The sequence below is a fragment of the Cohnella soli genome, from assembly GCF_042655525.1.
GTDB classification, from domain to species: domain Bacteria; phylum Bacillota; class Bacilli; order Paenibacillales; family Paenibacillaceae; genus Cohnella; species Cohnella soli.
Genome location: NZ_JBHSMI010000052.1, coordinates 349,212 through 371,628, shown reverse-complemented (window position 1 = coordinate 371,628; position 22,417 = coordinate 349,212). Strand labels below are relative to the sequence as shown.

The following is a 22,417-nucleotide window of genomic DNA, read 5'->3' as shown; positions in this document are numbered from 1 at the left end:
AATGAACCATTCATTCATTTTTATTCATGAAATATAGCACGCCGTAGCGTGCCAAATCTCTTGTGTCACTAGTAATCGATTAAGTAAGATCTCGCCACGAGATCAACAGAGATTTCACGAGCCGCATCGCGTGGTACTGAGATTTCGGGCATTAAGATGTTGGCGTTCATCGCCCACCATGTCAGAATATCGTTGATACATTGTACGTGGACGCGCGGGTAATCCAATTTCCGAATTTCGCCATCTTCCATGTAAATCGTTAAGTTTTGCTCGAATACTTGAAAGAATTTTTCCTTCGCCGGGAAAAAGACTTTTGCCAATTCACGGAGAATACTTGCGTTCGTTTCAATGTTTCCTGTTGCAAGAAGGATGTCCGCACTCATATCGAAAATATCCGATATCATCTGCTTAAATCGCTTGATGATCAATCCGTTCTCGTCCGTAATTCGGAAAATATCATTAAAAATCCGGTCATGGAGCTTTACCTGAAGCTCAATTAGATGATTCAAGTCGGCCTCTTCGACCGGCAGCGCAATATCGGAGTCGAGATAGTCTTTCTCCAATGCCGCGCGAATGACAAAGGTCAGGATCGCTTTTTTGCTCGTAAACAGATTGTAGATTGTGCCGGTGGCAATACCAGCGGCAGTAGCAATTTCTGATACTTTCGTATTCGCGTACTGTTTGGTATTGAACAGCTTACCTGCATGAAAGTAGATGCTGCGAAGTCTTGCGTCAGCCATATTTCACCTCGGAATGAACGATTCATTCATATTGTACGCACGCAAGTATTTGTTGTCAATCCTATCCAACTATCCGTGCATCAAAACGGCAGCCGACCATTGTTGCCGGCTACCATCCGAGCTCATCCTTCTTCATTTCTTCAGGAAAGGCTACTACTCTCGGCAAATCATCAACTTATTGCCGTCCAGGTCCTTCACGACAAACCAGTGGTCATGCTCGATCTCCGTGACAAACTCGACTCCAAGCTCCTTCATGTAGTCGAGTGAACCTTGCAGATCCTTCGTCATTAGCATGAATGCCGGTGTCTCAATCGATGGGGCTCCTCCTGGCTCTTGGCCTCCCCACATCGGCATCGTATCCAGAATGATGCCGGTGCCTTCCATCGGGAGCGGGCACAGATGGCCGGACAGAATTGCGCAATCGGCTGTGTTCAATCCGAGAATTCGGCAATACCAGTCGCGCGACTTCTCGATATCCCGCACGGGGATGAACAAGCTTCCCACTTTGTTTTTGATCGGACTGGCGGATACTTTACTCTCGTGCGCTTGTTTTTGTTCGTCCATCGATTTTCCTCCGTTCATTCGTTTAAGTGCCCTCGGCACTATTAATGGCCGATAACCTTCCGGCACTTCTTTGCGCAAGGGTCGTTGGTTCATCGTTCCCCCTCCAGGCTCTCCCGTATCGGAAGCGAGTACTTGGCGAACCCTTCCCCATCGTAGTTGTAGCGTTCGCAAATCGTATACTTCCGTCCTTCCGCATCTACGATAAGGCCGTTTTCGGCGACGTATTGATCGACGACTTGGCAGGCAGCATTATAGTTGCCGCTTTCGTTGGGCACGACAACACATCGTTGTGGCGGCAAGGTTGTCTTGAAATACCATTCTGGAATGTCGTCGAAAGTATCCACTTCTACGCAAAGGATGTAAGCATGTCGATCGGATTCGCTCTGCGAAGGAGCCTCCGGCCATATACCATAATGAATGGATGGATTTCTAACAGCAGGAAAATATTTCGTTGATGATAGCAATCCTTCCTTAGCATGATGATACTTTCCACTCATGTCGTTTAAGCTGATGCAAGGAATGCCAATCAGCTTCAATTCGCCGTGCTCCACAATAACGGGCACCATGTTCTCCAAACGACTCGTCTCGACTTGGGTTTTCCGCTGCATGGCCTTCAGCGCTGCCGGCACCCTCTCTGGCTTATAGCCGTCCGGATTTGTCCTTTTCAAATGAGCGCTTCCCATCTTCTGCCGCCTCCTCTTTCAAAAGAATAGGAATATAGACTTTGACGAGCGTGTCCCGCTCAATATCCCTGTCTGCTAATACGTGATATTCCGCGTACCATTGCCTGTCATCGTCAAATCGGTACTTGGCGCTCACTGCGATCCAGCGATGCATCGTATCCAGAACACCAGTCATCAGCCCGTACGATTTGGATACGCAGCACGCATACAATCCCGCCCCCATGTGCTTCCTTTCGAGCCCAGTCCATAACATGTCTTCCTGCGCGGTTAGGAAACCGTTCTCCCACCAAGTCTCCTCGGAATCGCCGGCACCGTAGTCGTACGACATGTAATAGTTGCCTTTTCTCAACCGTTTGCCATCAAGTTGTCTCTCGTACCAATCGATTAACCGTCGTTCAGCGTCCTCTTGCGCCTCGGCACCGTACCCTCTGAAGAAGAACGTTTCGACCAGCGGTCGATTAACGACTTCAATCGGCTCGTTGCGCAGCTTCCGCTGGACCGGAAGATACAAGTTCATTCTTGTCACTTTTCTGTTGTAGGCAATGAACTCTTCAATGTACGGATGCGTACCGATGTCGAACGTGCTCTTCGGCAACCATTCCGCGAGCAGTCGGTTCCATCCATCTTGAACGATCTTCGGGGAGCGGGCAGCGATTTTTCGGACGGCGTAAAGTCCTCCTATGAACGACTCCTCCGTAAAAGCTTCATGCTCGATTGACCCTTCTTCACAAATGACTAGTATCTTGTAACCATAGCGCAGTTTGCCGTCCGTCTCGGGAAGATCAACATTGTGACCGAAAATTCTCATCTTCGCGGCAACCTTAGACATATGGGCGCCCATCAGCTCGATAACGACTTGGAAGGCTGCGTTTTCCATCCCAACCTCTCGCTCGGAAACGTGTAAGAATGCGTATGCCTTCTCTGGCGCGAATCGGATCACTTTAACATCGGGGAATCGCTCGATCTGCTCTCTGTCCTCCAGATACGTGACCTGTTCGTGTAACTTGATCGGTTCAAAGCTGAAATAGATATCGGCCTGGCGATATGCGGCGGGAGTCAATCCGACGATCTTCTTGAACGCTTTCGAGAACGAATGATAAGATTCGAACCTGCTTTCCCATGCCAGCTCCTCGATCGTACACTTCGAATTTCTCAGGCGATTGGCGGCTACGCTCATCCGTCTCTTTCGTATGTAGTCCTTGACGGGATGCCCGGTAAGTGCGCAAAAGACCCGGTACAATTGAGCAACCGAAAGATAAGAGGCTTCTGCAAGACTGGCGAGATCAATCTCCTCATCCAAATGTGCCTCAATATAGTCGATCGTTCGTTGCACAGACTGCTGATAGCTCATTATTCGTCACCTGTTGTAGAGGTTTCTTAAGCCTAATTATAACAAAGGGAATTCTTCCCACAATGTTCGAATTTCTCAAAAACCGCGATTTCGGATCAGGGTGTTTACAGAAACACTCTTCGTGTATAATTTTAGAGTCACACTTTCCTTATCCTACCACCTGAAAGGAAGATTACAATGAAAATACTTCGTCATACACTCAGTCTACTTCTGGTGATCATGCTACTATTACCGATAGCTACACAAGCTTTCGCTGAATCCGTTACAGACAACGCTTACAACAAGGAAAACGCTAACACCAAATGGAAAGTGACTGTATCGCCAGGCGACTCCCAACTCACTGTTTCTTTTCCAAAAACACTCGACTCCGGTATTGTTCCGGATACTTTCACTCTAAGGATTATAACTGAGGGGCAGTCTGAGCCCCCCATTCCAATCGTTCTGACGGCAGACACAATGGACTCCGATACTGTGACCTATACCTTTACGAAATTGACCAATAAGAAGCAATATGTTATCGGAGTTGTGGCCATGAAAGAAGGAGAGCATCCCGTTATCGGCACTGCTGTTGGTACTCCGGTGATTATACCGGTTACCATTGATGTCAAAACAACTGTGGAGAACGGCTCTGTCAAGTTGACCTTCAGTAAACTAAAAGGAACAAAGGCACCCACTGTATATAAAATCCAATGGTGGTATAAAACAGACAAGAAAGGCATGCCAATTTACGAAAAAACGGTGATGATCGATCCACTGAAAAACAAGGGGCAAGAAATCAGCTATACGTTCGTCAAGTTGAAAAATGCAATCATCTATCATTTCGATATCACAGCCGAGAATGGCGCAGACGTTCTTGGCCAAACCAAAGACATCAAAGCGACACCGAAGGCTACGCCAAAAAAGTAAATGCGCGTATCATATAGAAAGACCCGTTCGGTGGAATGGATGTAGTTCCACCGAACGGGCCTTTCTCTATTCATGTTAAATTTTTGGCCTCACCCGCACCATGTTGCGCCCCCGCCCAATAAGCTGGTACGCACGCTGGACCTCTTCCAGAGCAGTCTCCTGAATACCGTCTAATGTGTAAGGCATTCCGAGCTGCTGCCACTTGTACACACCCATTCGATGATAGGGAAGCACCTCCACCTTTTCTACTCCGGTTAACTCTTCGACGAATCTCCCCAGATCGATCAAGTCCTCCGCCGAATCCGTTAAACCCGGCACCAGCACACGACGGACCCACATCCGATTTCCCCTTTCCGACAGGTGTTTAGCGAATGCGATCGTCCGATCGTTCGGCTGTGTCGTCAGCTCGACATGTCCCCTCCGATTCATCAGTTTCAGATCGAGCAGCACAAGATCGGTGACCCCAAGTAGAGTGTCGGCATGCGACGGGTCGCAAAATCCGGAGGAGTCTAGCGCGGTATGCAGATTCCAACGATCCTTACACGCCTGGAACAATTCGGCAACGAACGGTGCCTGCAAGGTGGGCTCCCCTCCGGAGACGGTGATACCTCCGCCGGATCGTGTGTAATAATCGACATACGGCTCAATTTCGGCCAATATTTCGTCTACCGTCCGTAGCGTGCCGCCTTGCGTATCCCACGAATCGGGATTATGACAGTAGCGACATTGAAGCGCACAGCCTTGAAGGAAAAGCACGAACCGGATGCCCGGACCGTCCACCGTGCCGAACGTCTCGATGGAGTGTATTCTGCCTGTATGTCTCATTTCTTCTTCTCCCCTCTTCCGGACATTCAACACGATGGCTGCAGGCCGTTGTTCAACGTAGTCAAATGTTACCGTGGAATGTCCGGCTGATGACGTCCAGCTGTTGCTCTCTCGTCAACTTGATGAAGTTAACCGCATACCCCGATACACGGATCGTCAGTTGCGGATATTGCTCGGGATGTTCCATCGCATCGAGCAACTGCTCCCGGTTAAAGACGTTGACATTAAGATGATGGCCGTTCTTCGCTGCATAGCCGTCAAGCAACGCGACAAGGTTGCCGACCCGGGTATCCGCCTCGCGTCCGAGCGCCTTTGGAACAAGCGAAAATGTGTTTGAAATGCCGTCCAGGCTGCTATCGTACGGAAGTTTGGCGACCGAGTTGAGCGATGCCAGAGCACCCTTGCGATCGCGTCCATGCATCGGATTCGCTCCCGGTGCGAACGGTTGGCCTGCTTTGCGTCCGTCCGGCGTACTGCCTGTTTTCTTCCCATAAACCACATTCGAAGTAATCGTAAGAACCGACTGCGTCGGAATCGCATTGCGGTAAGCTTCATGTTTGCGAAGCTTGCTCATGAACGTCTCCGTCAGCTGCACCGCGATGCTATCCACGCGATCGTCGTTGTTCCCATATTGCGGGTATTCGCCATCAATCTCAAAATCGACGGCCAGCCCTTGTTCGTTGCGGATCGGACGAACTTTGGCGTACTTGATGGCGCTGAGCGAATCGGCGACGACCGACAGACCGGCAATGCCGCAAGCCATCGTCCGAATGATTTCTTTGTCGTGGAGCGCCATCTCCAACCGTTCGTAGCAATACTTGTCATGCATGTAGTGAATGACATTCAGCGTGTTCATGTACAGACGCGCGAGCCATTCCAGCATGTCGTTGTATCTGTTCATGACTTCGTCGTAATCCAGCGTCTCACCGGTCAACGGCGCAATGGCCGGCCCGACTTGTTCGCCGAGCACTTCATCTTTGCCTCCGTTGATCGCATAGAGCAAAGCCTTCGCCAAGTTGGCACGCGCCCCGAAGAACTGCATTTGCTTGCCGATTCGCATCGCCGATACGCAACAGGCAATGCCATAGTCATCTCCATACAAGGGACGCATAAGATCGTCATTCTCGTACTGGATCGAACTGGTGTCGATCGACACTTTGGCGCAGTAATTTTTAAAGCCTTCCGGCAGTCGGGTCGACCATAACACTGTCAAGTTCGGCTCTGGCGCCGGCCCCAGATTGTATAAGGTGTGAAGGAAACGGAACGACGTACGGGTCACGCGAGTTCGTCCGTCATTGCCCATGCCGCCGAGCGATTCGGTCACCCACGTCGGGTCGCCGCTAAACAGCTCATTGTAGTCGGGCGTTCTCAGAAACTTGACCAAACGAAGCTTCATGACGAAGTGGTCCACAAGTTCCTGCGCCTCATCTTCGCTCAGCGTTCCCTCTTGCTTGTCGCGTTCGATATAGACATCGAGGAAGCTCGATACGCGTCCCAAACTCATCTCCGCGCCGTTCTGTTCCTTGATCGCCGCCAAATAACCGAAGTACAGCCACTGAATCGCTTCCGCCGCCGAAGCGGCTGGACGGCTGATGTCATAACCGTAAGTTTTCGCCATGGCTTTCAGTTCGGCCAGCGCACGCACTTGCTCGGACAACTCCTCCCTTGCCCGTATCGTGTTCTCATTCATCACATCCATTTCCAGTTGAAGAAGGTCTTCCTGTTTCTCCGCCACGAGTCGATCGACGCCATATAACGCTACTCGACGATAGTCGCCAATAATTCGACCGCGACCGTAAGCGTCCGGGAGGCCGGTGATGATGCCGGCTTTGCGGGCCATTCTCATTTCCGTCGTATAGGCATCGAACACACCTTGGTTATGCGTTTTGCGGATATCAGTGAACGTACGGATGATTTCCTCCGGCAGCTTATACCCGTATGCGTTGCAGGCGTCCGCGACCATTCGAATACCGCCGAAGGGCTGAACGGATCGCTTGAGCGGCGCATCCGTCTGCAGTCCGACGATCTTCTCAAGCGAGCGGTCGATATAACCTGGCGCATGTGAAGTGATCGTGGACACGGTGTCCGTATCCACATCCAATACACCTCCGTTATCGCGTTCCTGCTTCGTCAGCAGCAACACTTTATCCCATAGTGTGCGGGTCGCTGCCGTCGGCGCCGCAAGGAAGGATTCGTCTCCCTCGTATGGCGTCAGATTCAAAGCGAGAAAGTCGTTGACGTCAACATGGCGCTGCCATGTGCCGGGATGGAACGTTCTCCAGCCGTCAATCCGTTCCTGACCCGATGCGGGGCGCAGATCTTGTTCCCTGGTGGACATGTGAGATCACTCCTCATTTGAAATCGATGATGAAACCCTTAAAACTTGCCATAAAACGCATTGCGGTACACATCGGCGAGCTCGGTCACGAGCGGCATTCGAGGATTGGCGGTCGTACATTGATCTTCGAAGGCACGGTCGGCCAGATCGTCTACCTTGGATTCAAAATCGGAGGCATCGAAGCCAAGCGCCTGGAACGATTCCGGAATGTCAAGCGACCGGTTAAGGTTGCGAATCGCTTCGATCAGGCTGTTCACGCCCTCCTCTGTTGTGCGTGCCGGCAATCCGAGCAGGTGCGCCAGATCCGCATATCGTTTGTCTGCCACGAAGTGGTCATATTTCGGAAACGAAGCGAACTTCGTCGGTTGCTGCGCATTATATCGAATGACATGCGGCATCAGAATCGCGTTCGTACGGCCGTGCGCCGTATGATACTGGCCTCCCCACTTATGCGCCAAGCTGTGGTTGATGCCGAGAAAAGCATTCGCGAACGCCATGCCGGCAATCGTCGAAGCATTGTGCATTTTCTCCCGCGCTTTCGGGTCGGCGCGATGATAAGACGCTTCAATGTTCTCGAACACAAGTTGGACCGCTTTAAGCGCCAGTCCATCTGTGAAGTCGCTCGCCATGACGGAGACGTACGCCTCGATGGCATGAGTAAGCACGTCCATACCGGTATCGGCAACCGCCGTCTTCGGCAGACTGTACACATAGTCCGGATCAACGATCGCGACATCCGGCGTCAATTCATAGTCGGCTAACGGATATTTCGTATGCCCTTTGTTCTTGTCAGTAATGACCGCGAACGAAGTAACTTCCGAGCCGGTACCCGAAGTCGTTGGGATGGCTACGAATTGGGCTTTCTGCCCGAGCCGCGGATATTTATAGATGCGCTTGCGAATATCAAGGAACTTCATCTTGAGCGAATCAAAGTTAGTATCCGGGTATTCGTAGAACAGCCACATCGCTTTCGCAGCATCCATCGGCGATCCTCCGCCCAAGGCAATGATGCAGTCGGGCTTGAACTGGGCCATAAGCCTTGTTCCCCGTTCCACCGTATCCACGGACGGGTCGGGCTCAACGTCCGAGAACACTTCGATGGAGACGGGATTTTTGCGCTTCCGAAGGTAATATTCGACCTTCTCTGCGTATCCCAGCTTCACCATAGCGGCGTCGGTGACGATCATAACCCGGCTTATATCCGGCATTTTCTCGAGATACTGAGTCGATCCTCGTTCGAAATAGATTTTTGGCGGTATTTTGAACCACTGCATGTTAAGTGTGCGATACGCCACCCGCTTCACGTTGATCAGGTTGACCGCAGTCACATTGGAGGTCGTCGAGTTGCTTCCATAGGAGCCACAGCCGAGCGTAAGCGATGGCAGGTTCGTATTATAGATGTCCCCGATTGCGCCGTGTGTGGAAGGTGCATTCACAATAATTCGACCGGTTTGCAGCCGTTCGGAGAAAGCCGTGACGACCGACTGGTCGTTCGTATGAATGACCGAGGAGTGCCCCATTCCGCCGTAAGCAACGACTTGGGCGGCCCGCTCAATGCCCTGCTCCGCGCTTTTTACTTTATAACAAGCGAGAACTGGGCTTAGCTTCTCTGCGGACAACGGATATTTCTCTCCGACGCCTGCGAGCTCCGCGACCAGAATTTTTGTGTTTTCAGGCACTTTAATGCCGGCCATTTCAGCGATCTTGAAGGCGGGTTGCCCGACAATGACGGCGTTGACCGCGCATTTTTCCGGGTTGATCACCAGACGGGACACTTCTTCGATTTCTTTCTTGTCAAGGAAGTAACAGCCATTAGCGAGCATCAGCTTTTTCGTGGCTTCATAGATCGGCTCATCAAGGATGACCGCCTGCTCCGAGGCGCAAATCATGCCGTTGTCGAACGTTTTGGAAAGAATGAGATCCGTTACGGCCTGTTCGAGATCGGCTGTACGCTCGATGAAGCAAGGCACGTTGCCCGGACCGACGCCAAGAGCTGGTTTGCCGGTGCTGTAAGCGGCTTTGACCATCGAAGAACCCCCAGTTGCCAACACAAGCGCTACGCCAGGGTGATTCATGAGCAACTGCGTCCCCTCTACGGAAGGATGCTCGATCCATTGAATGCAGTGTTCTGGTGCACCTGCCGCTACTGCGGCGTCAAGCAACGTTTTGGCGGCTTCACGGCTGGAACGCTGGGCAGATGGATGGAACGCGAAAATGATCGGGTTGCGCGTCTTCGCCGCAATCAACGCTTTGAACATTGTCGTTGACGTCGGATTGGTGACCGGTGTGATGCCGGCAATAACACCGACAGGTTCCGCCACCTTACGATAGTTCTCATATCCGTTTTCCTCAATGACACCGACCGTCTTCTCGTTCTTGATGCTGTGGTAAATATACTCTGTGGCAAAGATGTTTTTCGTAATTTTGTCCTCGTATACGCCGCGTCCGGTTTCCTCAACCGCCATCTTGGCGAGCAACATATGCCGATCCAGTCCCGCAAGCGCCATCGCCTGAACAATCCGATCCACTTTCTCCTGGTCCAACTGCATATAAGCTTCGAGAGCTTGTCGTGCAAGCGTCGCGAGAGCGTTCACTTCTTCTTGAGCGCCTACAAACGTTTCCTGCGTTTTCTCCTTCATTGCCATCGGAATCGCCTCCTATTTTTAAGAGCCACTGTACGCCAGATCTTCCATCAATTTCTCTGTAATCGGCAATATCGTTTCATCTTCTATCCGGAAGTGCTCCGTCACAATCAGTAGAACTTGCATCACGCGCGCCAGAGAATCCTCTGGTGTCGCTCCCTCTTCATATGCTCTTACATAATGCTCGTAGAACAGGGTAACGAGTCGGTCGTCTTCCTCCAAAGGGGTGACTGGACTGGACTCGTCTCCACGGATCGACGCTTTGGCGAACGGATAAATCGTTAACTTCTCCTGCTGCACATACTTCTTCCATTCTTCCATGAACGGGATGAACGTTGCCCGCACCAGCCGATGATGCGATTCCCAGTTCGCACATTCATAGTTGCTCGGATTCCAACGCATACACCGGCAAAGCTCCATCAATCGCGCATACAGGGAGTCATGTTTTTCTTTCCATTGGTCGTAGGTCAGGTACAGTTCGAGAAGCGGCGCTTGCTCTTTCTCATGTGACATCGTCGTTCCCCCTTTCTTCCGGCTGTTCGGAATAGATTGCGAATATTTTTACAAGATAATCTGTCAAAACTGATGCCGGTTCGAATGATCCTCCAGCGCGACCAGAATGTCCTCTTCCTCTTCGAACTTCACTTTTAAGAACGCGGAAGCTTGCAACAAATACGATGCCATTCTTTGTGCTGTTTCGTGGCTGACAGGGGTGGTTGCTTTATTCAGCGTCTGGAGGAACGCGCGAATGTTACTCTCCGCCATTCTGTGATCTTGTTCCATATAGTCAAATAACTGCGGATCTTCTCCCAAGTACCATGCGGCGTAAGGGAATAGCTCGTGTTCTTCCCACTCATTATGGTTATACCAATCTCTCAGAAAAAGTTTGACCGTCTCGTCCAGTTGTTGCAGTTCCTGGTTGAGTCGATTTATATTCTCGTCCTTCTGAACAACACACGCCTTATCATGTAGCGCCGTCAGCTCTTCCTTTAACGTCTCGAGGTCCTGTCTTGCCCGAACGATGGCCTCCTCCAGCACCAGCACCTTCCTATTAGCCGGGATCATGGATTCCATATTTGCTATCATCGGATGTCCTCCTTCGCTTATCGCCTGAGACCAGCATAATCGTTTTTTTTCGGTCACTCTGTAACATTTATCACGTTTTAAAGCCTGTCATCGAATGGTCACAATACAAAAAAACAGGCTGCCGCTTCTGCTGTCGGCAACCTGTTCCTTATTTCTCCCAAAGCTCGATCAGTCGGCCTTCAGGATCTTTGATCCATACAAACTTTCCATATTCACTGCTCTCTTTGTTCTTGGCAAGCGGTACACCTATCATCTCAAGATGTGTGATCATCTCATCCAGATTATGTACTTGAAAATTCAGCATCACTTGCTGCTCTGTAGGAAAATAGCTGTCATCCTCGGCAAAGAACGAAAAAATTGTCTCATTTCCTGCTTCGGCTTTGATCACAGTTCCGTTCCAGCTGTTGATTTCAAGCTTCAATACTTCGCTGTACCACTTCTTTGTGGCGTCAAGATTTTTTGTCCTCCAGAATAGGCCTCCGAAACCTTTGATCATCGTATCGCGCTCCTGTCCGTTTATTAAATTTTAGCACTAAAATAGAATTCCCTCCATTTGCATGTTGTACAAGATTCATTGTCAATATATCGTTTAATATGGTGATTACGATGATGAAAGCACTGTGGCATCACTATAAACGAAGACGTATCCGCCTACTCATCTGGAAAAAGAGGCTTCACAAGCAGTTGGAAACACTAGCTCCTCGTATACCTGCTCATATAAGCTGCTCACTTGATGTTTCATGGGGACCTTTTTATGGAGGGGCTGTTATCGCGGACCGAACGATGAAAAAAGTCAAAATCATCGTACAAATTCCATACGACGGTTTCTTGACGGTAGACGAACAGAATATTCTGAAGCGATATCAGCTGAGAAAACGGGATCTCCCTTACTTTATCTTTTTCCATGAGTTCTCCCATCTCTTGGATGCTCTATTCTATCTGGATCATAGAACGATGAAAGACTTCAAACGTTTTTTAGTCGATCATCAGCGGATCGCACGAGATGCCTCCGATTACCGAGAAGTCTCGTACGAAGATCAAGCGGATCAATTCGCATATAAATGTATCCTCGAGCATTGCAGGAAAACCGGATAAAGGCAAGGTGTTGTCAATCGCTTGCCTTTATCCGGTTCTCAGAGTAATCGCATGCGGTGTTATCTTGCCTTCTATCTTGCCCTCTTCTCGGCCTTTTATCTTGCCTTCTTCCCTGCCTTCTGCTTTCGCATCCTCTAACCAACTTGCCCGATCGTGCAATGCTCTCTCCCGAATCGCATACAATCTGCGCGTTTCCTCGTCGCTGGCCAGGTAACTTATACGCGCCTCCGCTTCTCTGATCGTCTCATCCATCTTCATTAACTCCTCCATTTGTTCGGATGTCGTGCGATGATGCAAAAACCTTAGCCAACGATGCAACGGATCATGTATGTCAAACACAACCTGCTGGAATTTCGGGCATTCAATAAAATGGAGCTCCAGAATGTGCGATAGTCCATCCGCGCGAACCAGCGCACCTGCATTTCGACATTTACTTGTTCCTCTCCGTCGACTTTGCATAAAATATCGAGCACAACTTCTTTGTCTTCGATCAACTCTCGTCCCAACCGCGTATCGTCGACAATGGTTACATCCGTAATCGCCTGCTTTCCCCCGCGCCGCAGCACGGCGTTCAGCAAGCTAATGAGCAGCGGCTTCCCTGCTTCCTCCCCGAATAGCCGCCCGAACAAGAAGTAGTTTTTCGGATTCAGCCTCACCACGGGCATTCGATCAGATACCAACCGGTTAAGTTCCATTCCTTTGCCTCCCATTATAACATAGCGCCCCTGCTCTACCGTCGCCACAAACGCAAAAAAGCACGCGCCGCTTCGTCCCCCCTGCTCAGGGAAAATGAAGTTGCGCGTGCTTCGCGACAAGTTAACTTATTGTCACCATAATATCTGAATTGGATGTGTTTGTAAACCTTTACATCCACGCTTCTGTCGTCGCGAGTATTCATACCTTCTATACGGAGGGCTCCGTCTGAAAGCGATTGCTCATCGTCAGCTCCCTTTTCTTCACGACTTCTTTGATGTAGTCGGCTGTCCTGAGAGCCAGCGACATAACGGTATTGGTCGGATTGCCTGCGCCGGAAGTGACGAAGATACTCGCGTCGCACACGAACAAGTTGGGAATGTCATGGCTCTGCCCGTATGAATTGACGACTGAATCGGCAGGGTTGTTGCCCATTCGGCACCCTCCCATCATGTGCGCCGTATCCGGAACTACGAACTCCACCTTCCCGCCTTCCGCTTCTAAAATAGAGCTCATCGTCCTTACAGCGTGCGTGATCAGCTTTTGGTCGTTCTGCCCATAACTAAACGTCACTTTCGCTCGCGGCAGACCATAATTGTCTTTCTCGTCCGCCAATGTCACGCAATTATTCGGATTCGGCAATACTTCACCAACCATGGTAATTCTTCCAAAATGATTGTATTCCAGGAGCGTCTGCCTGAATCGCTCGCCCCAGATCGGGCCGCCTTGTGCTTTGGCAATCGCGCCCGCAAATTCAACCGGTCTTGTACCATGTGAATGCAGCGTATAACCGCGAAGAAAATCACGATTCAAATCCGTGCGATAATAATCCAGCGTTGTAGCGAGTACCGGCGTCCCTTTATATAAGCGCAATTCATAATCGAACTTCGCGTAAACGTCATTGCTGCTATGCACCATAATGGATTTTCCAACCATGCCGCTGCTATTGGCAAGTCCGTTCGGAAACTGAGCATTGGCCGAATTCAATAACAATCTCGGTGTTTCGACAACGAATGCGCTGAGGATGACCAGCTTGGCTTTCTGCTCATAAGTTTTCTCGTCGTGGACGAAGGTCACGCCTTTAACCAGTCCGTCTTTTCCTAACAGCACTTGCGTTACCATGCAATCAGGCAATACCTCGGCCCCGGCTTTGATCGCCTTCGGGATGTGCGCAATAAGCGTACTGAATTTCGCGTTCGGCATGCAGCCTTGATTGCAAAATCCGCGATTGATGCACGGAGGACGCCCTTCAAAAGGGGCGGATAAGATGGCCAGCGGTGCAACGGTTGAACGAATACCCAGCTTCTCACAACCGTTCATGAACATATAAGCATTCGGACTAAGCGGCTCTCTTTCTGGATATGGATAAGGGCCGTTAAAGTGCCCCCAAGGAAAGTGCTTCGGACCGGATACGGCTATGTCCTTTTCCGTCTGGGTGTAGTATGGCTCAAGATCTTCATAACTGATCGGCCAATCTTCCCCGACCCCGTCAATCGACCGCGCCTTAAAGTCCACATCCTGGAAGCGTAAAAAAACGCCCGTAAAATGAACGGTTCCGCCGCCGACGCCACGACCTGAATTGTTATGGCCCATTGTGAGCGGATCGTTACCGTCCACGATTCTAGTATCTTGCCAAGCGAGATTTTGCATAGCGAGCTCGTCGCTGGCAAAATCATGCTGCGGATCGCGCAGCGGGCCCGCATCCAACACAACGACCGAAAGACCGGCTTCGCTTAATTCTTTGGCCAACACTCCTCCCGCTGCACCGGCTCCGACGATGAGAACATCCACTTCTTCATTCGCATATTTATGCTTCATGTTCAGCCTTTGCCTCCCATGGATCCAATTGTCCAAGCTGTGTACGCACGTACCCTCGCGGATAAGCCGGTCCGGCATACCCAATATCCGACCATACTCGAGGGTAAGAACAATACGACTCGACCGTGAGCTGCATCAGCTTATTAAATAAATCCTTCTGTGGAATGCCATTCCAAACCTCTGCTGGGTGATCTCGTCCCACGCTGATGTCTTGAATGAGCTGCTTTTGTTCGGTCGCACTCAATTTTGCAAAGGTTGCCGAGTACTTCAGTTGAGAACTCCGATCAAAGGCAGCCAAGCCTTGTCGAATATATTCAGGAGCAGCCGGCACACCGACTTTCCGTTGACCTTCGCCAGGCGATGAATATAGCGTTCGGTCGATATGCGAAATCACATACTCAAGGGCATCCGGTAAGGCGTCATCTACCAGCAAGCTGCAAATGCTGCGTAACATTTCCACCTCGTGCTCTGTCAGAAACTGAAATTTTACGCTTGACTCTAATCGAGAACTCACGATGAGCTGGGTATGTCCATCCCACTCGTCTTTTTCGTTCATGACGTTAAAGGAAGGATACTGACTTTTTCTACTCATAACGGCTGCCTCCAATAGACCGCAATCAGACCGAGCACGCTCACCGCCGTAAACATTACCGGGAGCACAACCGGCGGCCCGATAAGGAAATTGCGCAACGCCCATCCGCCAACTCGGACGCCAACCCCCCGAAAATGATAATAAAATCCGATCATCCCGGAAACGACTCCAAGCCACATCAGGATTTGAAACAACACGCTTAATCCATTTGCGTTATAGAACGTAAAGACAAGCCCAGCGATAAAAAAGATCGGAGACAATATAACCGGCGCCCACATCGCCTTGTGATGAAAATTTTGCCGATAGTGGTACATCGTCACTTGAATGGCCATCAACATGAAGGCAAGGCTGACAAACAAAATCAATATTCTTGCGATCGGCCAAGCATCCCAAAACATGGACTCTCCCTCATTTCGTTGTGTCTGCTTTCATTGGTTTTTAGCATATCCGGCCTAAGAAAATTCATCCAAGTTTGTTCATAATGAACAAGCAACGTATCCATACTAAGAGAAAAAGGGGGAGGAGCTATCAGCACAATGCCTATGCAAAATGTTGCGGATGTGATGATCAAGCAGCTGCAATTGTGGGGTGTCAAACGGATTTACGGGGTCATCGGGGATGCCATCTTTGGCTTGATGGACGGTCTCTCCCGCCAGAATCAGATGGAATGGATTGGCGTAAAACATGAGTCAGTTGCGGCTATGATGGCGTCTGCCGAAGCCAAATTAACAGGCAGAATCGGAGTATGCGCCGCGCAAATGGGGCCAGGCTTAACGAATTTGTTGACCGGCATGGGAGACGCATACATGGATGGCGTTTCCATCTTGGCCCTATCCGGTCAAGCACCAACCCGCAAAATCGGAACGTCTTATAAGCAATATATCGATCAACAAGGACTGGTTCAGGCGATTACCGGTTTCAGCCGGATTATCATTCATCCCGATGCAGTCGTTGATACTTTAGCACAAGCCATGTTTACGGCAGTTGAACAGTCAACTCCCGCCCACCTTTCTATTCCTTCCGATCTATGGACGCTTCCCTGCAGTGCCCAACCACGCGAATCGATTCAATTGGCAACCTCAATAACCGGACAGAGCCAAGTCCGGCAAGCGGTGGAGCTCATGTCTAATGCGAAACGCCCCGTTATCCTTGCCGGCAATCGAGCCCATGCTGCCGGCGATGCGATTCAGAAGTTAGCTGATCACTGGGCATGCGGAATTATAATGGGTTATGGTGCAAGGGGGATTATAGCGGAATCCCATCCTTACTTGCTTGGCGGTTTAGGCGAAGGCGGAAATCCATTGGCTAGCGACATTTGTAAACAATCAGACGTAGTCCTTGCGGTCGGGACCTCCTGGTGGCCTGAATTTCATGTTCCTGTACAGGCCCAAGTAATCCGAATAGAAGATCGGACATCTCCAATCGGTGAAGGTATTCCTTCTCAATTCGGGATCGTTGGTAATATCCAAGAGATGGTTCAAGCACTTGCAAAAGAGATGACAGATTACCGCTCGAATCCCGAATGGATGATACGCTTGAACCAATGCAAGCAAGCTTGGAACGTTCAGAATGAAATGGAGTGCAATACCGTTTCATCGCCTCTTCACCCCTCATCCATTGTCAGAGACATTGAACAGTCCGTCGACAACGATGCCATCATTACGTTGGATGAAGGGGACGTTACTCTGTGGTTTTTGAGAAATTTCAGAGGGAAATCTCAGCGGTTAGTGTTGTCGGAGCGCTTCAGAACGATGGGATTTGGATTACCGGCCGCGATGGCGGCAAAATGTTCATTCCCGAACAAACAAGTCGTTTGCGTTGCCGGGGACGGAGGATTCGGAATGGTTCAAGCTGATTTGATTACAGCTTCACGTTACGGGTTACCCCTAACCGTCATTATATTCAATAATGGGACCCTGCAAATGGAACAGGACAAAATGAAGTTGAAACAGCTTTCCCCGTTTGAGACGGATATCTCAAATCCCGATTTTGTTCAAATTGCAGAATCGTCCGGATGGGCTGCCAAACGAGTAAAAACAAACGATGAGCTTCGTACTACCTTAGAAGAAGCGAAATCAAGCACCATCCCTTACTTGATTGATGTTTTGACGGCCAAAACAACGCACCCTGATTTTGAATCGAATCATTAAGGAGCCACACAACCATGACCACTGGAACCGAACAGACTCCAACATTCGCAGCTATGCCCAAACCACCCTATCCGATTCAACACCAGGATAAGCAACCCGGTATTGAATCGTTAATGAACCCGCGTCCCATCTATGACAATCCTAACTATAGACCAGGCGGCAAGCTAACCAATAAAGTTGCCATCATTACTGGCGGGGATAGTGGTCAAGGACGAGCCATCGCCGTAGCATTCGCCAAAGAAGGCGCAGATGTCGTCATCGTGTATCTAAACGAACATTCAGATGCCGAAGAAACGAAACAAGTCGTTGAGCAGAAGGGGCGCAAATGTCTATGTATCGCCGGGGACATTGGCCAAGAAGCTTTCTGCAAACAGATTGTAGAACAGACTGTCACACAATTCGGCAAGTTGGATGTTCTTGTGAATAACGCGGCGGAGCAACATGTCCAAAACAGTCTGGAGAACATTACCTCCGAACAAATGGAGCGAACGTTTCAGACCAACTTTTTCTCTATGTTTTATTTGACGAAGGCTGCACTTTTCCATATGAAACAGGGCGCGAGCATCATCAATGCCGCTTCCCTCACCGCATATGAGGGGAACGAACAACTCATCGATTATTCGGCAACCAAGGGCGCCATCATTGCTTTTACGAGGTCGCTCTCGAAATCATTGCACAGCAGAAACATTCGGGTAAATGGGGTTGTCCCCGGCAGCGTATGGACACCTCTTATCCCTGCCTCCTTCCCCGCCAACCAAGTCGCGAAATGGGGGGAGAACAATCCAATGGGACGCGCAGGCCAACCTTGTGAGATTGCACCTGCGTATGTTTTCCTGGCATCGGATGACGCGTCTTATATTTCCGGGCAATTCATTCATGCTACAGGTGGCGTTGTTGTGAATGGATGACGCCTCTATTCACACTTGATGAAATGATATTGCCTTTTATTATGGCGAGCGGATTTATTTCCGACACGGCGTCTCTCCCGCTCGTTGTCAGCAATTTGGTGAACATCGTATCCGCCGATTTCTTTGAGATTACTTTCGTCGAATACGCAGGACGCATGATCGTCCCCACCCTATTTGCCATCGGATCGAGTTTATTGGTGCTGTATCTCATGTTTAGAAGAAGTATTCCGAAGCGTTATAACATTGCTCAACTGAAACAACCCAAAGAAGCGATCAAAGACTTGCGGTTATTCCGAGTCTCTTGGGTGATCTTAGCTGTGTTGTTGGTCGCTTACTTGAGCAGTGAAATGTTGCAAGTTCCAATTTCGATTAACGCAGGAAGTGCGGCGTTACTCTTTCTTCTATTCGCTCGCCAAAGCAAAAGCATTTATACCTGGAAGCTTGTGAAAGGCGCGTCTTGGGCTGTAGTCGTTTTTTCAATCGGGATGTATGTTGTCGTGTACGGGTTGCGAATTGCCGGGCTTACTGATAAACTCGGCCATCTGTATGGATGGGCCGGCAATCAAGGTCTTTTCTCGGCCACCATGGTTGCCGGATTCATAGCAGCCCTTCTATCTTCTTTCATGAACAATATGCCGACTGTAATGATCGATGCTCTTGCAATTCAGAGTAGCGGCATAACCGGATTCGCTCGGGAAGCTTTTATTTACGCCAATGTGATTGCTCCGATTTAGGACCGAAAATTACACCCATCGGTTCGTTGGCCACTTTGCTGTGGTTACATGTACTGTCTACAAAAGGCGTTAAAATCGGTTGGGGGTATTATTTCAAGGTCGGCGTCATATTGACTATTCCTGTTCTCATCATCACGCTCGCGGGACTATATTTCTGGTTGAAAATCATTAATTAATAGGAGTGGATGATTATGACAAAACCATTGGTTTACTTTCTTTGTACCGGCAACTCATGCAGAAGCCAAATGGCGGACGGTTTTTTGAACGCATTCGGAGGTCACCTCTATGATGTGAAGAGCGCTGGTCTGGAAGCGCACGGGCTTAATCCGAGAGCAGTTCAAGTGATGGCCGAGACAGGTGTCGATATCTCTTTGAACAACTCCGACGTCATTGATCCTGAGACTCTGAATCGGGCAGTATATGTCATTTCGTTGTGCGGACATGCTGACGAGCATTGTCCGGTTATCTGATTTGGTGTGGAATTAAAAAACCCGCGCATAGCGCGGTAGGTTATCATTTGTTTCCATGTCTCATTGATTAAAAATGTTATCCTCTAATACAGCGGATTTTTCGCCGTATTCTTTAATAATATGTCCCTCTCCCCACGAACAAAGCGCATCCAGAACGGGTTTGAGGCTCCAGCCATATTGGCTCAGTTCGTACTCGACCTTGGGCGGTACTTGATGATATGTGATTCGGTTGACAATCCCGTCCGCTTCCAATTCCCGTAACTGTTGAGTGAGCATCTTTTGCGTAATGCTGGGCATGATACGCTTGAGATCACTCGTCCGTTTTTTTCCTCGCGTCAAGTAACAAAGAATCACGCACTTCCACTTTCCCCCGATGACTTCCAAGGTCGCTTCCACCGAAATGTTATACTTCTTATTCGTTCCTGTGCTCATGCTGCGCCTCCGTTTATAGGTACTTTTCAGTACCTACCGTACTTCTAAGTACGTACTAGCCAAATACTCTTGTTCCTCTCATAATAGCATACATCGGCCGACGAATACGAAGACTGGATGAGGTGAGAAACATGTTATTGGATCAAAAACGGAGTATGTTCGCGCTTCTGGCTCTTGCCATTAGCGCCTATGCGATCGGAACTACCGAGTTTATCAGCGTGGGGCTGTTGCCCCTGATCGCCGAGAACTTTCATATATCGCTCACAACGGCAGGACTGACCGTGACGCTGTATGCACTCGGGGTCACCTTCGGAGCCCCTGTGCTGACCTCGCTAACAACGGGAATGTCACGGAAGTCGCTGCTAATTGTCATTATGCTCGTTTTCATCGCTGGAAACAGCCTGGCGGCAGTTGCCGGAAGCATTGGCATTTTGTTGACAGCCCGTGTGCTCTCCGCTTTGTCTCACGGCGTTTTTATGTCAATCGCATCAACGATCGCCGCCGATCTCGTGCCTGAGAACAAAAGGGCGAGTGCGATTTCCATGATGTTCTCCGGATTAACGATAGCAATCGTAACTGGGGTCCCGCTAGGCACTTGGATTGGTCAACAGATGGGCTGGCGTGCGGCCTTCGTCACCATCTCCTTTATCGGCTTGTTCGCGTTGATCGCCAACCTGATTCTGATCCCTGCTGCGTTGCGCAAAGGTGTTTCAACCCCGATACGCGAGCAGGTGAAGCTTGTGACGAACGGAAGGCTGCTGTTAGCGTTTGCCATCACAGCACTCGGGTATGGCGGAACCTTTGTCGTATTTACTTATTTATCCCCTTTGCTGCATGAGATAACCGGATTTGCCGAAAGCACTGTAGCGATCATTCTGCTCATTTACGGTGTTGCCATTGCGATCGGCAATGTCGTCGGAGGGAAAGTTGCCAATCGGCGTCCACTCAAGGCTTTGTTCTATATGTTCATTTTGCAGGCGATCGTACTGCTCGTATTGATGGCGACTGCGCCATTTAAGGTAGCCGGATTGATCACCATTTTCATCATGGGCTTGCTCGCTTTTATGAATGTTCCCGGACTCCAGATTTATGTTGTCATGCTGGCTGAGCGCTTCGCGCCAAGAGCTAAAGATGTCGCTTCCGCTGTCAACATCGCCGCATTTAATGCAGGCATTGCCATTGGGGCTTATCTGGGCGGAGTGATCACCGATTCACTGGGATTGATTCATACGACCTGGATCGGCGCTATCATGGTGTTGGCCGCAGTACTTTTGACCGGTTGGAGCATGGCATTGGAACAACGCAAAGTCAGATCATACCCCGCTGCAGCAAAACCGATTCAGTGCTAACAGACGAGCTTTTGATTCACCATCCCGTATTGGAGGTTTATTTATGACTACACATTTGCAAGCAACAACAACGCTACACAACGGAAAAGCTATGCCATGGTTCGGTATTGGCGTATTTAAAGTGGCGGAAGGTCATGAGCTCGTGGACGCGGTCAAAACGGCAGTCGCCCATGGTTATCGCAGCATCGATACGGCGGCCATCTATAACAACGAGCGCAGCGTGGGTCAAGCGATCCGCGAAGCTCTCCAAGAAACAGGATTGTCCCGCGAAGAACTGTTTATTACTTCCAAGGTGTGGAATGCCGATCTCGGCTATGAGGCAACGCTTGCTGCTTTCGAGTCGAGCTTAGACAAGCTGGGGCTTGACTATCTCGATCTGTACCTGATTCATTGGCCAGTTGCAGGTAAGTACAAAGACGCGTGGCGTGCACTTGAAACGTTGTACAAATCCGGGCGTGTCAAAGCGATCGGCGTGAGTAACTTCCAGATTCATCATCTGGAGGACGTGATGAAAGATGCCGAGATCAAGCCGATGGTGAACCAAGTCGAGCTGCATCCGCGACTTAGTCAGCAAGGGTTGCGCGACTTTTGCGCCCGCCATGGCATTCAGATTGAAGCTTGGTCACCTCTGATGCAGGGGCAGTTGCTGAACGATCCCGTGTTGCAGGAAATCGGCTCCAGTCACGGTAAGTCGGTTGCCCAAGTCATTCTTCGTTGGGATTTGCAGCATGGCATCGTTACGATTCCCAAGTCGACGAAAGCATCTCGTATTATCGAGAACGCCTCGGTATTCGACTTCGAGCTTTCTAATGAGGAGATGGCACGCATCGATGCACTGAACCAGGATTTGCGGGTCGGACCGAACCCTGACAATTTTAATTTCTAACAAGCGAGAATGGTCGAGACCATATCGGATGAAATGGCGGCGTTAGGGAGTATCCCTGCGCCGTTTTTGCGTAGTTTTCTTCTGTGACTGGGCTCAGGAGTTGATGCGTTCGGCGAAGTAACTTCTGCAAAGTCAATCTGCTGCATTCCCATGTG

General features: G+C 49.9%; 22 protein-coding genes and 2 pseudogenes. 8 read left to right on the top strand and 16 right to left on the bottom strand.

The annotated features are described in order from the left end of the window. Positions 1-68 precede the first annotated feature (68 nt). From ACFPOF_RS25725 to ACFPOF_RS25710, 4 genes are all read right to left on the bottom strand, one after another. A complete protein-coding gene (locus tag ACFPOF_RS25725; RefSeq protein ID WP_378138084.1) occupies positions 69-740 on the bottom strand; it encodes a TetR/AcrR family transcriptional regulator in 672 nt (223 codons plus the stop codon). A gap of 153 nt (positions 741-893) precedes the next feature. Further along, complete coding sequence (locus ACFPOF_RS25720; RefSeq protein ID WP_378138082.1) at positions 894-1,397, bottom strand: VOC family protein; 504 nt, start codon at positions 1,395-1,397, stop codon at positions 894-896. After that, positions 1,394-1,987 (bottom strand): AraC family transcriptional regulator, encoded by a 594-nt coding sequence (locus ACFPOF_RS25715; protein ID WP_378138080.1) that lies wholly within the window; start codon positions 1,985-1,987, stop codon positions 1,394-1,396. The genes ACFPOF_RS25720 and ACFPOF_RS25715 overlap by 4 nt, the downstream gene beginning before the upstream one ends. Beyond that, positions 1,944-3,338 carry a helix-turn-helix domain-containing protein gene (locus tag ACFPOF_RS25710; protein WP_378138078.1) on the bottom strand — a complete coding sequence of 465 codons (1,395 nt, stop codon included), beginning with the start codon at positions 3,336-3,338 and terminating at the stop codon, positions 1,944-1,946. The genes ACFPOF_RS25715 and ACFPOF_RS25710 overlap by 44 nt, the downstream gene beginning before the upstream one ends. Before the next feature lie 177 nt (positions 3,339-3,515). On the opposite strand from ACFPOF_RS25710, the gene ACFPOF_RS25705 reads away from it, so the two are divergent. Next, positions 3,516-4,244 carry a fibronectin type III domain-containing protein gene (locus ACFPOF_RS25705; RefSeq protein WP_378138076.1) on the top strand — a complete coding sequence of 243 codons (729 nt, stop codon included), beginning with the start codon at positions 3,516-3,518 and terminating at the stop codon, positions 4,242-4,244. A gap of 75 nt (positions 4,245-4,319) precedes the next feature. Here ACFPOF_RS25705 and pflA read toward each other — a convergent pair whose 3' ends face one another. The 6 genes from pflA to ACFPOF_RS25675 all read right to left on the bottom strand — a co-directional run bounded on the left by pflA (position 4,320) and on the right by ACFPOF_RS25675 (position 11,631). Beyond that, a complete protein-coding gene (gene pflA / locus ACFPOF_RS25700; RefSeq protein ID WP_378138074.1) occupies positions 4,320-5,069 on the bottom strand; it encodes a pyruvate formate-lyase-activating protein in 750 nt (249 codons plus the stop codon). A 61-nt stretch (positions 5,070-5,130) separates the two neighbouring features. Then, entirely contained in the window at positions 5,131-7,407 is a 2,277-nt protein-coding gene (pflB, locus tag ACFPOF_RS25695; RefSeq protein WP_378138072.1) for a formate C-acetyltransferase, read from the bottom strand. A 38-nt stretch (positions 7,408-7,445) separates the two neighbouring features. Beyond that, positions 7,446-10,052, bottom strand: coding sequence for a bifunctional acetaldehyde-CoA/alcohol dehydrogenase (gene adhE / locus ACFPOF_RS25690; protein ID WP_378138070.1), 2,607 nt, complete (start codon positions 10,050-10,052; stop codon positions 7,446-7,448). Between the two features lie 18 nt (positions 10,053-10,070). Beyond that, on the bottom strand, positions 10,071-10,562 hold the full coding sequence (locus ACFPOF_RS25685) for a hypothetical protein (RefSeq protein ID WP_378138068.1): 492 nt from the start codon (positions 10,560-10,562) through the stop codon (positions 10,071-10,073). A 63-nt stretch (positions 10,563-10,625) separates the two neighbouring features. Then, on the bottom strand, positions 10,626-11,135 hold the full coding sequence (locus tag ACFPOF_RS25680; RefSeq protein WP_378138066.1) for a hemerythrin domain-containing protein: 510 nt from the start codon (positions 11,133-11,135) through the stop codon (positions 10,626-10,628). A gap of 148 nt (positions 11,136-11,283) precedes the next feature. Continuing rightward, positions 11,284-11,631 carry a VOC family protein gene (locus ACFPOF_RS25675; RefSeq protein ID WP_378138064.1) on the bottom strand — a complete coding sequence of 116 codons (348 nt, stop codon included), beginning with the start codon at positions 11,629-11,631 and terminating at the stop codon, positions 11,284-11,286. A gap of 287 nt (positions 11,632-11,918) precedes the next feature. Between ACFPOF_RS25675 and ACFPOF_RS25670 the strand changes: the two genes are divergently transcribed. Continuing rightward, positions 11,919-12,230 (top strand): hypothetical protein, encoded by a 312-nt coding sequence (locus tag ACFPOF_RS25670; RefSeq protein ID WP_378138062.1) that lies wholly within the window; start codon positions 11,919-11,921, stop codon positions 12,228-12,230. A 27-nt stretch (positions 12,231-12,257) separates the two neighbouring features. On the opposite strand, the gene ACFPOF_RS25665 is transcribed toward ACFPOF_RS25670, so the two are convergent. The 5 genes from ACFPOF_RS25665 to ACFPOF_RS25645 form a co-directional block, all read right to left on the bottom strand. Further along, complete coding sequence (locus tag ACFPOF_RS25665) at positions 12,258-12,569, bottom strand: PD-(D/E)XK nuclease family transposase (protein ID WP_378138060.1); 312 nt, start codon at positions 12,567-12,569, stop codon at positions 12,258-12,260. Then, positions 12,533-12,925 carry a PD-(D/E)XK nuclease family transposase gene (locus ACFPOF_RS25660; RefSeq protein ID WP_378138058.1) on the bottom strand — a complete coding sequence of 131 codons (393 nt, stop codon included), beginning with the start codon at positions 12,923-12,925 and terminating at the stop codon, positions 12,533-12,535. The genes ACFPOF_RS25665 and ACFPOF_RS25660 overlap by 37 nt, the downstream gene beginning before the upstream one ends. A gap of 208 nt (positions 12,926-13,133) precedes the next feature. Continuing rightward, positions 13,134-14,741, bottom strand: a complete 1,608-nt coding sequence (locus ACFPOF_RS25655; protein ID WP_378138056.1) for a GMC family oxidoreductase — start codon at positions 14,739-14,741, stop codon at positions 13,134-13,136. Beyond that, positions 14,731-15,333 (bottom strand): gluconate 2-dehydrogenase subunit 3 family protein, encoded by a 603-nt coding sequence (locus ACFPOF_RS25650; protein WP_378138054.1) that lies wholly within the window; start codon positions 15,331-15,333, stop codon positions 14,731-14,733. Before ACFPOF_RS25650 ends, ACFPOF_RS25655 begins: the two co-directional genes overlap by 11 nt. Continuing rightward, the gene (locus ACFPOF_RS25645; protein WP_378138052.1) at positions 15,330-15,731 is read right to left on the bottom strand and encodes a hypothetical protein; all 402 of its coding nucleotides are present in this window, start codon (positions 15,729-15,731) and stop codon (positions 15,330-15,332) included. Before ACFPOF_RS25645 ends, ACFPOF_RS25650 begins: the two co-directional genes overlap by 4 nt. A 138-nt stretch (positions 15,732-15,869) precedes the next feature. On the opposite strand from ACFPOF_RS25645, the gene ACFPOF_RS25640 reads away from it, so the two are divergent. From ACFPOF_RS25640 to ACFPOF_RS25625, 4 genes and pseudogenes are all read left to right on the top strand, one after another. After that, complete coding sequence (locus ACFPOF_RS25640; RefSeq protein WP_378138050.1) at positions 15,870-17,483, top strand: thiamine pyrophosphate-binding protein; 1,614 nt, start codon at positions 15,870-15,872, stop codon at positions 17,481-17,483. Positions 17,484-17,497: 14 nt separating this feature from the next. Further along, on the top strand, positions 17,498-18,391 hold the full coding sequence (locus ACFPOF_RS25635) for an SDR family oxidoreductase (RefSeq protein ID WP_378138048.1): 894 nt from the start codon (positions 17,498-17,500) through the stop codon (positions 18,389-18,391). 17 nt (positions 18,392-18,408) lie between these two features. Beyond that, a pseudogene (gene arsB, locus ACFPOF_RS25630) lies at positions 18,409-19,301 on the top strand (arsenite/antimonite efflux transporter); the annotation flags it as partial. 15 nt (positions 19,302-19,316) lie between these two features. Then, positions 19,317-19,592 (top strand): annotated as a pseudogene (locus ACFPOF_RS25625) (arsenate reductase/protein-tyrosine-phosphatase family protein); the annotation flags it as partial. A gap of 63 nt (positions 19,593-19,655) precedes the next feature. Here ACFPOF_RS25625 and ACFPOF_RS25620 read toward each other — a convergent pair. Continuing rightward, complete coding sequence (locus tag ACFPOF_RS25620) at positions 19,656-20,027, bottom strand: winged helix-turn-helix transcriptional regulator (protein ID WP_378138046.1); 372 nt, start codon at positions 20,025-20,027, stop codon at positions 19,656-19,658. Between the two features lie 131 nt (positions 20,028-20,158). On the opposite strand from ACFPOF_RS25620, the gene ACFPOF_RS25615 reads away from it, so the two are divergent. Both ACFPOF_RS25615 and ACFPOF_RS25610 read left to right on the top strand, forming a co-directional pair. Continuing rightward, positions 20,159-21,376, top strand: coding sequence for an MFS transporter (locus ACFPOF_RS25615; protein ID WP_378138044.1), 1,218 nt, complete (start codon positions 20,159-20,161; stop codon positions 21,374-21,376). A gap of 43 nt (positions 21,377-21,419) precedes the next feature. Continuing rightward, positions 21,420-22,262, top strand: a complete 843-nt coding sequence (locus ACFPOF_RS25610; RefSeq protein ID WP_378138042.1) for an aldo/keto reductase — start codon at positions 21,420-21,422, stop codon at positions 22,260-22,262. Positions 22,263-22,417: the final 155 nt, after the last annotated feature.

Bases quoted from the DNA above. Each gene is read 5' to 3' on its own strand.
- ACFPOF_RS25725 (WP_378138084.1), bottom strand. From the start codon at position 740: ATGGCTGACGCAAGACTTCGCAGCATCTACTTTCATGCAGGTAAGCTG.
- ACFPOF_RS25720 (WP_378138082.1), bottom strand. From the start codon at position 1,397: ATGAACCAACGACCCTTGCGCAAAGAAGTGCCGGAAGGTTATCGGCCA.
- ACFPOF_RS25715 (WP_378138080.1), bottom strand. From the start codon at position 1,987: ATGGGAAGCGCTCATTTGAAAAGGACAAATCCGGACGGCTATAAGCCA.
- ACFPOF_RS25710 (WP_378138078.1), bottom strand. From the start codon at position 3,338: ATGAGCTATCAGCAGTCTGTGCAACGAACGATCGACTATATTGAGGCA.
- ACFPOF_RS25705 (WP_378138076.1), top strand. From the start codon at position 3,516: ATGAAAATACTTCGTCATACACTCAGTCTACTTCTGGTGATCATGCTA.
- pflA (WP_378138074.1), bottom strand. From the start codon at position 5,069: ATGAGACATACAGGCAGAATACACTCCATCGAGACGTTCGGCACGGTG.
- pflB (WP_378138072.1), bottom strand. From the start codon at position 7,407: ATGTCCACCAGGGAACAAGATCTGCGCCCCGCATCGGGTCAGGAACGG.
- adhE (WP_378138070.1), bottom strand. From the start codon at position 10,052: ATGGCAATGAAGGAGAAAACGCAGGAAACGTTTGTAGGCGCTCAAGAA.
- ACFPOF_RS25685 (WP_378138068.1), bottom strand. From the start codon at position 10,562: ATGTCACATGAGAAAGAGCAAGCGCCGCTTCTCGAACTGTACCTGACC.
- ACFPOF_RS25680 (WP_378138066.1), bottom strand. From the start codon at position 11,135: ATGATAGCAAATATGGAATCCATGATCCCGGCTAATAGGAAGGTGCTG.
- ACFPOF_RS25675 (WP_378138064.1), bottom strand. From the start codon at position 11,631: ATGATCAAAGGTTTCGGAGGCCTATTCTGGAGGACAAAAAATCTTGAC.
- ACFPOF_RS25670 (WP_378138062.1), top strand. From the start codon at position 11,919: ATGAAAAAAGTCAAAATCATCGTACAAATTCCATACGACGGTTTCTTG.
- ACFPOF_RS25660 (WP_378138058.1), bottom strand. From the start codon at position 12,925: ATGGAACTTAACCGGTTGGTATCTGATCGAATGCCCGTGGTGAGGCTG.
- ACFPOF_RS25655 (WP_378138056.1), bottom strand. From the start codon at position 14,741: ATGAAGCATAAATATGCGAATGAAGAAGTGGATGTTCTCATCGTCGGA.
- ACFPOF_RS25650 (WP_378138054.1), bottom strand. From the start codon at position 15,333: ATGAGTAGAAAAAGTCAGTATCCTTCCTTTAACGTCATGAACGAAAAA.
- ACFPOF_RS25645 (WP_378138052.1), bottom strand. From the start codon at position 15,731: ATGTTTTGGGATGCTTGGCCGATCGCAAGAATATTGATTTTGTTTGTC.
- ACFPOF_RS25640 (WP_378138050.1), top strand. From the start codon at position 15,870: ATGCCTATGCAAAATGTTGCGGATGTGATGATCAAGCAGCTGCAATTG.
- ACFPOF_RS25635 (WP_378138048.1), top strand. From the start codon at position 17,498: ATGACCACTGGAACCGAACAGACTCCAACATTCGCAGCTATGCCCAAA.
- ACFPOF_RS25620 (WP_378138046.1), bottom strand. From the start codon at position 20,027: ATGAGCACAGGAACGAATAAGAAGTATAACATTTCGGTGGAAGCGACC.
- ACFPOF_RS25615 (WP_378138044.1), top strand. From the start codon at position 20,159: ATGTTATTGGATCAAAAACGGAGTATGTTCGCGCTTCTGGCTCTTGCC.
- ACFPOF_RS25610 (WP_378138042.1), top strand. From the start codon at position 21,420: ATGACTACACATTTGCAAGCAACAACAACGCTACACAACGGAAAAGCT.